We start from the raw sequence: 2933 nt of genomic DNA, 5'->3' as shown, positions 1-2933 counted from the left end.
ACAATAAAACGTCACACTCATAGCGCACAGCAATCGTTTAGGAGTAAGAACAATACTTACTAAACTTAATGTTCATGATAATGAAACAATCCCTCCAAAACACTGTACATTTCAGGATGTTTACGTTGAAGTAATTTTGGTCTTTCCTTATAATACTCTAAAATTACAGCAAAGAACTCAGCCATATTTGTGCCTCCATAGGCATTGATGTCTGACTTTCCATTTTGGATTTTCAACATTTCAGACTTTGCCAATTGCGCCCATTTCTCACGTAATTCCTTATTCATCATAAAAGGCAATCCATCTATACTGCCATCTTCTTTATCCAGCAAATGTGCAAACTCATGTACCCCCACATTCTTCTTATCACTGTCGTTTTTGAAACCTAATTCTAAAGCACTTAAAGATAAACTCATGGTGCTATCCATTAAACCTCCGTCATATACCTGCCCTTGAATACGATGGGTCTGAGCTACCTCAAAGTCTTTATTAAAATTATCTGGGTAAACCAATACCTCACTCAGCTCACCATAGTTCCAATAAGGCAATCCCCAAAAAGCAATTACGGCAGCACTTGCTACATAAAAAGCTGTAGATTTCTCCGCGTGCTCCTTTCCAATTTCAGTTACTCTTATTTCTGCTAAAAACAACCCTATTCTATGCTCAAAAATCTTCTTTTGCGCTGGGTTTAAATTTTCATAAAAAGGGATATTCTTATTTAACCAGAACTTATCATTTGTATTGATCACGTAACGCTGAATTCTTGCTCGTTTTTTTGCCTTCTGATTAGACACAAGTAACCACACCAAAAAACCACAAAGCACAAGAAAAACCCCCATAGCTTTGAGCGAAGGAGTTTGCACCCAATTGAGCACAGCCCACAATGCAAATCCAAAGAGAATACTCTCTAGTAGGTTACGTTTTAACCATTTCACAACTTTCAACATATCAAAATATTAGAAGAATGTTTACCATTTGTTTACCCCTAAATTGTCAAATAAGTAACAAAAAAAGCATAGACTTATAGGTAATTACATACAAACACTAAAACTAATACTATGCGCAAAAAAATGTACAAAATTTTGACATTTTTCAGTCTAACACTTGCCTTCACCACCTCCGGAATTGCACAACAAAACGCTTTTAATTTTGACGGCTCAAATGATGCCGCCTCAGGTTCCTTTTCCAATGCACCCTCTGGGAGCTCAGCACGAACAGTTGAAGCTTGGATTAAAACAACTGCAAATTCTGATGGAAACCAAAAAGTAATTGTGGATTGGGGTTCAATGACCACTGGAACTCGCTTCACCTTTAACCTTCTCTGGTCCAACTCTATTCGTATTGAAGTTGGAGGAAATGGAATCAGTGCCACTACTCCTGTTAATGATGGTCAATGGCACCACGTAGCAACAACTTACGATCCAAATGCCTCAACACAAAAAGCTAAACTTTATATCGATGGAAACTTAGAAGCAAGTGGTAATTTTACCGTAAGCTTAAACACGCCTTCCTAACCGAATATTTACATAGGAAAAAGAAACGATAATACAGGTTATTTTGATGGAGATATCGATGAAGTAAGAGTATGGAATGTTGCCCGCACTCAAGCAGACATTCAAGCAGATATGCTCACTGAATATTGTACATCTCCAACTAACCTCGTAGCTTACTATAACTTCAACTATGGAACAGCAAATGGTTCTAATAGTGGAATGAACTCAGTTATAGACTTCTCTTCTAATGGAAACACGTTAACTATGAGTGGTGCATCGATGAGCGGTACTTCATCGAACTATATCACAGGTATTAACGTACCTTACCAAATGACCGCTTCGTTCACATCTGACTACACATGTGGATCTTACTTTTGGGCAGCAGCTAACCAAACAATTACGAGCATAGGAAACTTTAACACTACTGTGACTTCGTCTACGGGATGTGATTCTGTTTTAAATCTCTACTTATCTTCTGGTTTAAACTTCTCTAGTGAAACAGTTGACACTTGTACAGCTTCTTATACTTGGCCTGTAAATGGAATGACTTACACTACACCAGGTACATATCAAGAAACTTACACAAATATACACGGGTGTGACTCTATCCGTCAATTAAACTTAAGCATTGGTCAAAACACCACAACAACGCAAACAGTAACAGCTTGTTATGATTACTACTGGCCAGTAGATGGAAACACCTATAACACCACAGGTGTATACGTTGCGAACTTAAACAATCAAACAGGTTGTGACTCATCCATCACTTTAGATTTAACCATAGCAACGATAGACAATACAATCACAGACAACGGCGACCTTACACTTACAGCCAATGCAACGGGAGCTGTTTTCCAATGGATAGATTGTAGCACAAATACAGAAATCACGGGAGAAACAAACGCAAGCTTTACTGCAACACAAAACGGATCGTACGCTTGTGTGATTACAAACGGAACTTGTACGGATACCTCTGAGTGTATTACAATTGACTATGTAAGTACAGAAGACTTCGAGACGGAACAATTCGCATACTATCCGAACCCAGCCAATAATCAATTACATGTTATCTTCCAAGAAGGAACAGAGAAAACAATTAGCATTATTAATGCGGCAGGACAAAATGTTTATACCCTTCAAACGAATAAGTTGAATAACACCATCAATTTGGAAGGCTTAGAAAAAGGAGTATACCTACTCCAAGTTAGTTCAGAACAAGAAATTACAACGAATAGATTCGTTAAAAACTAAACCCAAAAACAAAAAAAAGGCTGCATTTCTGCAGCCTTTTTTTTATCTATACTTTTCTCGCTTATCGCGTTCGATTTACGCGCTTTTAATCTTTCCCGTTCTGTTCAAAAATCAAAGTAGAAATCTGATCAGCCGCAAAGAATTTTTGAGCTACTGTTCTTATTTCCTCTGCAGTAATCCTATCTAATT

At 37.6% G+C, this 2933-nt stretch carries 2 protein-coding genes and 1 pseudogene; 2 read left to right on the top strand and 1 reads right to left on the bottom strand.

Annotated elements, in window-relative coordinates; genetic code table 11:
- Positions 1–65 precede the first annotated feature (65 nt).
- A complete protein-coding gene (locus AC22ZQ_RS13885; RefSeq protein ID WP_318959360.1) occupies positions 66–947 on the bottom strand; it encodes a M90 family metallopeptidase in 882 nt (293 codons plus the stop codon).
- Between the two features lie 111 nt (positions 948–1058).
- Between AC22ZQ_RS13885 and AC22ZQ_RS13880 the strand changes: the two are divergent.
- Together AC22ZQ_RS13880 and AC22ZQ_RS13875 are read left to right on the top strand one after the other, a co-directional pair.
- Positions 1059–1607 (top strand): annotated as a pseudogene (locus tag AC22ZQ_RS13880) (LamG domain-containing protein); the annotation flags it as partial.
- 18 nt (positions 1608–1625) lie between these two features.
- On the top strand, positions 1626–2744 hold the full coding sequence (locus tag AC22ZQ_RS13875) for a T9SS type A sorting domain-containing protein (protein WP_318959361.1): 1119 nt from the start codon (positions 1626–1628) through the stop codon (positions 2742–2744).
- Positions 2745–2933: the final 189 nt, after the last annotated feature.

Source organism: Lishizhenia sp. (genome assembly GCF_057456495.1).
This window is presented reverse-complemented; position numbering and strand designations above follow the sequence as displayed.

What these genes read in the sequence shown, in the direction of transcription:
- AC22ZQ_RS13885 (WP_318959360.1), bottom strand. Translation starts at nt 947, where the DNA reads ATGTTGAAAGTTGTGAAATGGTTAAAACGTAACCTACTAGAGAGTATT.
- AC22ZQ_RS13875 (WP_318959361.1), top strand. Translation starts at nt 1,626, where the DNA reads ATGCTCACTGAATATTGTACATCTCCAACTAACCTCGTAGCTTACTAT.